6 protein-coding genes are annotated in these 6,923 nt (G+C 65.1%); 2 read left to right on the top strand and 4 right to left on the bottom strand.

All coding sequences use genetic code 11. The features are described 5' to 3' along the window. Positions 1–783, top strand: a 783-nt coding sequence (locus tag GOOTI_RS17265; RefSeq protein WP_007239904.1) for an FGGY-family carbohydrate kinase, incomplete at its 5' end; no start/stop codon positions are given. A 25-nt stretch (positions 784–808) separates the two neighbouring features. Here GOOTI_RS17265 and GOOTI_RS17260 read toward each other — a convergent pair. The 3 genes from GOOTI_RS17260 to GOOTI_RS17250 are packed head-to-tail and all read right to left on the bottom strand — an operon-like array spanning position 809 to position 4,552. Beyond that, the gene (locus GOOTI_RS17260; RefSeq protein WP_007239903.1) at positions 809–2,041 is read right to left on the bottom strand and encodes an acyl-CoA dehydrogenase family protein; all 1,233 of its coding nucleotides are present in this window, start codon (positions 2,039–2,041) and stop codon (positions 809–811) included. A 23-nt stretch (positions 2,042–2,064) separates the two neighbouring features. Further along, the gene (locus tag GOOTI_RS17255) at positions 2,065–3,003 is read right to left on the bottom strand and encodes an SDR family oxidoreductase (protein WP_007239902.1); all 939 of its coding nucleotides are present in this window, start codon (positions 3,001–3,003) and stop codon (positions 2,065–2,067) included. 1 nt (position 3,004) lies between these two features. After that, a complete protein-coding gene (locus GOOTI_RS17250; RefSeq protein ID WP_007239901.1) occupies positions 3,005–4,552 on the bottom strand; it encodes an acyl-CoA synthetase in 1,548 nt (515 codons plus the stop codon). A gap of 60 nt (positions 4,553–4,612) precedes the next feature. On the opposite strand from GOOTI_RS17250, the gene GOOTI_RS17245 reads away from it, so the two are divergent. Continuing rightward, entirely contained in the window at positions 4,613–5,761 is a 1,149-nt protein-coding gene (locus GOOTI_RS17245) for a LuxR C-terminal-related transcriptional regulator (RefSeq protein ID WP_039994284.1), read from the top strand. Positions 5,762–5,774: 13 nt separating this feature from the next. Here the strand turns inward: GOOTI_RS17245 and GOOTI_RS17240 are convergent. Further along, the coding region (locus GOOTI_RS17240; RefSeq protein ID WP_051998000.1) for an NAD(P)/FAD-dependent oxidoreductase at positions 5,775–6,923 on the bottom strand (1,149 nt) is incomplete at its 5' end.

Below are 6,923 nucleotides of genomic sequence, written 5' to 3'. Positions count from 1 at the left end.
CTCCCAGAAGTCATAGAACCGTCGGGCGTTGCCGCACGGACGCCGGGCGGTGTGGCACTCGGCGCCGGTCTGGGCGACAATGCTGCAGCCGCCTTCGGCCTGCAGGCGGGTCCGGGTGACGCGATCGTCTCACTCGGCACCTCTGGTGTCGTCAGCGCCGTCACGGACGTCGCACCGTGCGATCCGAGCGGTATCGTCGCGGGCTTCGCCGACGCCACCGGCCGTCAACTCCCGCTGGTGTGCACCCTCAACGGTGCACCGGTTCTCAGCGCCACCGCGACCATGCTCGACGTCGATCTCGACGAGTTCGCACGTCTGGCTATGTCGACGCCGGCAGGATCGAACGGGCTGACGCTGATTCCCTACCTCGCCGGGGAACGATCACCCAATCTGCCCGACGCGACCGGCACCCTGTGCGGTATCACCACCGCGAACTTCACACCGTCGTCGGTCGCGCGAGCGGCCGTCGAAGGACTGCTCTGTTCATTGGTGTGGTGCCGTGAACAGATCGAGGAGCAGGGTGTCGACGTCGAACGGATACTCATGGTCGGTGGCGGCACCAAGTCGACTGCGGTACGTACCGTCGCACCAACGGTTTTCGGCGGCACAGTGAGCCTTCCCGCCGACGGCGAGTGGGTGGCGCTCGGCGCCGCGCGTCAGGCAGCGTGGGCGCTGACGGGGCGTCGCCCGTCGTGGCCCGTCGACGTCGAGGAACTGTCCGGTCACACTCGACCGGAGGTCTACGCCACCTACCGGGACGTCGTCGCGAGGTCGACGCGCTGACCAGTCTCGGTGAACGGCACACGACTCACGCGGTGATGTCGCGTCCCAATGCCGCGCGGGCGATGGACCACAGTTGCACCTCGTTGGCGCCCTCGTAGATCTCGCCGATCTTCGCGTCGCGCCAGATCGCCTCCAGGTGATTGACGACGCCGTCCGCGGTGAGCTCACGGACGAATCCGTACCCCCCGTGCACCTGAATCGCGTCTCGTGCGACGTCCACACCGATCCGGCTTCCCGCAACCTTCGCCATCGCGGCCTCCGGTTCGGCCCGGCCAGTTGTGTCGAACTTGCGCGCGGCCTTCTGATAGAGCGAGCGCGCCGATTCGATCCCGATGGCATGTTCTGCGGTACGAAACTGCCAGTGCTGGAACTCACCCAGCTTGTGCCCGAAGGCCTCTCGACGACGTAAGTGCCGCGCGGCGTGGTCGAACGCACTCTGCGCCATACCGACTCCGACCGCACCGATACCGATGCGCCCAAGTGCGAGACTGCCCAACGCCGCAGCCAATCCACGACCCGGCTGCGCGATCACGTGCTCCTCCGGCACGAACACGTCGTCGAAGACGATGTCAGAGGTGAGTTGAAGTCTGTTGCCCATCTTCTTGTCGGGCTCGAGAACCGTGACTCCGTGCGCGGACATTTCGACGAGCACCATCGCCTGTTGCCCTTCGGCCACGCACAGAACCGTCGTGACATCGGCCGCACAGGAATTGGTGATCCAGCGTTTACGCCCGGAGAGCCGGAACCCGCCGCCGACGCGTCGTGCCGTCGTTCGCATGTGATCGGCCGACAGGTCGGTACTCGCATCGGGCTCGCTCGTCGCGAACGAACCGACGATCTCCCCTCGGATGAGGCGCGGCAGGAATTCCTTGCGAATCGCTGCGGGCGCTGCGTCGAGAGTGTGACCGACCAGTAACGCCTGGCCGTCGTAGAGCGCCGAAGCGATACCAGCGCTGTAGTACCCGAGTTCCTCGAGAACCGTTGCGGCAGCGAGCATCGGGAACTCGAGTCCCGCACCCCCGACGTCCTCCGCGAAAGGCACCGCATACAGGCCCGCCGCAGCGATCGCGTCGACGATGTCACGCGGGAACGCCGCTCGCGATTCCTCCGCGCTGTTGAGCTCCGCCGCGCGCGGCGCCAACACCGAGGTGGCGAACTCCCGCGCCCGGGCGCGGACCTTCACGGTTTCTGGTGGGAGCAGCAAGTCGTCGGACAAGCGATCTGCCACACGTGGCAGATCTTCGAGCGACGAAGTCATCTTCACGTCCTCCGGTGTTGTCGTCATGCGGATACCCGAGTTCCCGAGTCGGCACGGTCGGGTCGGTCGCCGGCGGCATGATCTGGGTCGGCATGATCTGGGTCGGCATGATCGGGGTCGACGAAGATGTCGAAGCCGATACCCTCCGATGCGCCGTAGCCGGAGAGATCCCGGATACCGTGCTGTCCGAGGACCTCGACGTCGAGGAACGTCTGGCCGGTGATCTCACCCGGCTCGTGGGAGACGAGCGCGAGCACGGCATCGGCCATGATCTGCGGGTCGCGGGCGCGAGCGAGTGCCTCGTCGCCGCCATAGAGATTCCGCACCGCGGACGTCGCTATGAGACTTTGCGGCCAGACACAGTTGCTCGAGATCTTCCGGTCGGCGAACTCCGCGGCAATTCCCATCGCCGCCAATGACATTCCGTACTTGGCCAGCATGTATCCCGGGTGTTCACCCAGCCAACGCCTGCTCAGGTTCAGCGGCGGCGCCAACGTGACGACGTGACCACCGCGCCTGAGCAGTTCCGGGAGAGCGGCCCGCGTGAGCGCAAAGGTGCCGCGCACATTGACACCCATCATGAGATCGAACCGCTTCATCGGAAGATCCAGCGTGCCCGAGGTATTCAGCACGCTGGCGTTGTTGACGACGACATCGATTCCGCCGAATGCCGTCACTGCCTTCTCGACGGCTTCGGCGATGTCGGCATCGTTGCGAACGTCGCCGACGATTCCTATGGCCTTTCCACCCTGGTCTTCGATTTCGGCAACAGCGGTGTGGATCGTGCCCGGTAGCGTCGGGTGAGGCTGATCGGTCTTCGCCAGCATGGCGACATTGCCACCGGCCGCCGCGAACTGCCTGGCCACAGCCAAGCCGATGCCCCGGCTTCCTCCCGAAATCAACATCGTGTATCCGGTGAGATCACGCTCGGATCCGGTATCGGTCAGTGTTCCGCCGGTCACCTCACACCCCCGCTCGATCGTCCGAGAACCTCTGACGCAGTGGCCCCTTCACCAGCTTTCCGGTCGGTGTGCGCGGAAGATCGGTCACGAATCGGATCTCGCGCGGCACCTTGTAGCCGGCGAGCCGCTCCCGCACGAAGTCGCGCAGACGGTCGGCGACCTCGTCGCTACCCGTGACCCCAGGCGCAGGTGTGACCGCAGCGAGAACCCGCTCACCGAATTCGGGATCGGGCACTCCGATCACCGCGACGTCTTCGACGTCGGGGTGCAGCGCGAGGCAGTTCTCGATCTCCTGCGGGTAGATGTTGACACCGCCGGAGATGATCGTGAACGCCTTGCGGTCGTTGAGGAAAAGGTATCCGTCGGCATCGACATAGCCGATGTCGCCGGTCGTCGTCCATGTCGGATGCTGCGGGTGTTGCGCCGACGCCGTCTTGTCCGGGTCGTTGTGATAGCTGAACGGCAGCACGTCCCGCTCGAAATAGACCGTGCCCGACTCGCCGACACCGAGTTCGACACCGTCGTCGTCACAGATGTGGATCGTGCCGAGCTTGGCTGTTCCGACCGTCCCCGGTTTGGCCGACCACTCTTCGGGATTGACCATGGTGATGCCGTTGGCTTCTGTCGACGAGTAGTACTCGTGCAGGATCGGACCGAACCAGTCCATCATCTGTTGTTTGACCTCTGGTGGACACGGCGCAGCGGCGTGCACGACGAACTTCTGCGAACCGACCTCATAGCCGCTGCGAACCTGCTCGGGAAGTCGCAGCATTCGAACGAAGTGCGTGGGCACCCACTGGGAATGGGTCACCCGGTATCGATCGATGATCTTCAGGCAGTCCTCGGCGTCGAACTTCTCGGTCGTGATGACCGTGCCGCCGAGACTCTGTGTGATCATTCCGAACCGCAGCGGCGCGGCGTGATAAAGCGGGGCCGGGGAGAAGTAGACGGTGTCGGCATCCATCTTGTAGGTCCCGCCGAACACCATCACGTAGGGATCGCCCGGATCGCCGACCTGACGGTCGGGAAGCGGAGGCTTCACACCTTTCGGCCTGCCCGTCGTGCCCGAACTGTAGAGCATGTCGTTGCCGCGTCGCTGATACGCGGGCGGCTCCGCCGAGCCCGAGGAGAGGAACTGCTCGTAGTCGTCGAAGCCGGGTACCGCGCCCGAGTAGGCCAGCGCGATCTGCAGCGCGGGGCTCGTCTCCCGCGCACTCATCGCAGCCTCCGCCATGTCCGCGGACACCACCAGTGCACGCGCACCACAGTCGTCGACGATGTACGCGACCTCCTGGGCCGACAAGTGTGTGTTGACGGGGGTGAGGTAGAGACCGGAGCGCAGGCATGCCCAATAGACGACGAACACCTCGGCGGCATTTGTGCTCAGTAGTGCGACGACGTCGCCGTCACGTAGACCTGCATCGCTGAAGGCATTCGCCAGCTGTGTCGACCGTTGTTCGAGCTCCGCGTAGGACAGCGCCGAATCGGTGCCCGCGACGATCACCGCAGGTTTGTCCGGGTGCAGCGCGGCATGGATTGCCGGATACATGAATTCATCTCCTTATAGTTCGTTTATGTGACTCATGGCACATATGGTTACTATTAGCGGGTGCACCACATTGTCCGAGCGAAGGCGTCCACCTCCTCTGACAGCGGCCCGATGGTCGATTCACGCACGGTGATCGACATTCTCAGAGAGCAATCGGACGCCGACGACACCACACTTGTCCCCGTCCGAAGCCTGCTCGAACACGCATGGCAAGACCTCGCCGACGCGCTTGCCGTCGAGTTGGGTGAGCTGAGTCCGACCGTTGCCGCCTCCCTCACTCGGCTGCAACGCATCGACCAGCTGCTGTCCGACCGCCTCGACGCCAAGACCGGCGTCGAGGCGCGACTGGCCGACGTCGTGTCCAGACTCGAGGCCGCACCGTGTGTCACCGGTGAGCTGGTCACGCTCGCCCCACAGCTCATCTGCGAACTCGGCTTCGACCGTGCGATCATCTCGCGCATCGACGAGCGACTGTGGATATCGGAATGCGTCTATGTCGCCGACGACCCGGAGTGGGCCTCGGAGATCAACCGGGCCGGGCAGGAGAACCCGCAGATCCTCGGACCGCAGATCCTCGAGACGGAGATCGTTCGACGCCGCGAGGGACTTCTCGTCACCGATGTCCAGTCGGATACGCGCGTGAACCGTCCGATCGCCGACGCGTCGGGATCGCGCTCGTACGTCGCGGCACCCGTGGTGTCGGAGGGACGAGTCGTGGGTCTGCTCCACGCCGACAAGTACCGGCACAGTACAGACGTCGGCGAGGAGGAGTGCCAACTCCTCATCGGATTCGCCCAGAGCTTGCGCCTCGCACTCAGTCGCGCCCGGATGAGCGAGGACACCGGTGCGCTGAGGTCGGGATTGAGCGGCCTCGCCGACTCCGTCGACGCGACCGTGTCCGGGGCGCACACGCTCTGCGTCCGACGGTCCGAGCCACCCGTCGAGACGGCCGGTACACCCACAGCGGCGCAGCGGACGCCCACCAGCCGCGGCCCCTCGACGCGAGTCGCCGACGCCGGTCTCACCGCGCGGGAGTCCGAGGTGCTCGCGCTCATGGCCCAGGGTCGCACCAACGCTGCCATCGCTCATGAGCTCGTGATCTCCGAGGGGACGGTGAAGCAGCACGTCAAGCATGTTCTGCGAAAGCTGCGGGCCGGCAACAGATCCGAAGCCACGTCGATGTGGTTCAACGAGCCCGGTCACGACTGATCCACACATTCGATCAGGCCCGGCAGAGATCGGCGCCATAGGCCACACCGTCCGCCCAGGGCGCCCGCTTGGCAACCAGTCTGCGATATTTCATGATCAGATCGGGCCTGCCGATGGTGAGGACGCCGGCCACTGTGTCACCGCCGCGATAGAGCACGACAGTTCCACCGGACTTGTCCGCGCGATCCTGGACGAGAATCTCGTCGGCATCGGGAACACCGACGAACTGCAAGCGCGTGCCGTACCAGTCCGACCAGAAGTACGGCACCGTCTCGTAGACCCCGGCCTCCGTGCCGATCGCGTTTCGGGCGGCACACGCACCCTGTTCGGCGGCACTCGTCCAGTGCTCCAGACGCATCCGCCGATCGAAGAGAGCGTTGTGCCAATGCGCTACGTCGCCCGCGGCCCACAGACCCGGGATCGGTTGCCCCGCGTTGTCGAGGACCGCGAGTGTCTCCGAGCACTCGATACCCCCGTCGACCCCGTTGAGCGCGACGCCGGTATCCGCGAGCCACTGTGTCGACGGAACAGCTCCTACTCCGACGACCACCAGATCCGCATCGAGGACCCGCCCATCGGCCAACTCGACGCCTGTGACAACAGGCTCGTGTCCGTCGGACGTCCGAAGGCTTGACACCCCGACGCCGAGTACCAGTTCGGTTCCGTTGCGCTCGTGGAGTGCTGCACACAGAGCACCCCCGGCGACACCCAAAGAACGGGTCAACGGCGCGGGCGCGGCTTCGACAATGGTCACCGACAATCCCAGTTTTCTTGCAGCCGATGCGACTTCGGCGCCGATGAAGCCTGCGCCGACAACGACGACGCGCGCTCGAGCCCGTAGCGCCCGCCAGATCGACTGCGTGTCAGCGAACGTACGTACCGTGTGCACCCCACGAATGTGCTCGGTGCCCGGTAGCCTACGGGCGTGCGCACCGACGGCGATCACCATCGCGTCGTATCCCAGATCACCCGCGGCGGTGTTGAGCACACGGGCCTCGACGTCGACTCCTGTTGCCGCAGAGTCAGTTCGCACATCCACGCCCAACTCCTCGCGCAGAAAGGAGTTCTCTCGCAGTTCGGGCAGAGCCGGCTCGTCGTCGGCGAGGAGTAGTTCTTTGGACAGTGGTGGGCGGTCGTAGGGCAGGTGCGTCTCGGAACCCAC

Origin of the sequence: Gordonia otitidis NBRC 100426 (assembly GCF_000248075.1) — a bacterium.
Lineage (GTDB): Bacteria > Actinomycetota > Actinomycetes > Mycobacteriales > Mycobacteriaceae > Gordonia > Gordonia otitidis.
Note: the sequence above shows the minus strand (reverse complement) of the source record. Positions and strands in the feature narration are given on the sequence as shown.

Bases quoted from the DNA above. Each gene is read 5' to 3' on its own strand.
- GOOTI_RS17260 (WP_007239903.1), bottom strand. From the start codon at position 2,041: ATGACTTCGTCGCTCGAAGATCTGCCACGTGTGGCAGATCGCTTGTCC.
- GOOTI_RS17250 (WP_007239901.1), bottom strand. From the start codon at position 4,552: ATGTATCCGGCAATCCATGCCGCGCTGCACCCGGACAAACCTGCGGTG.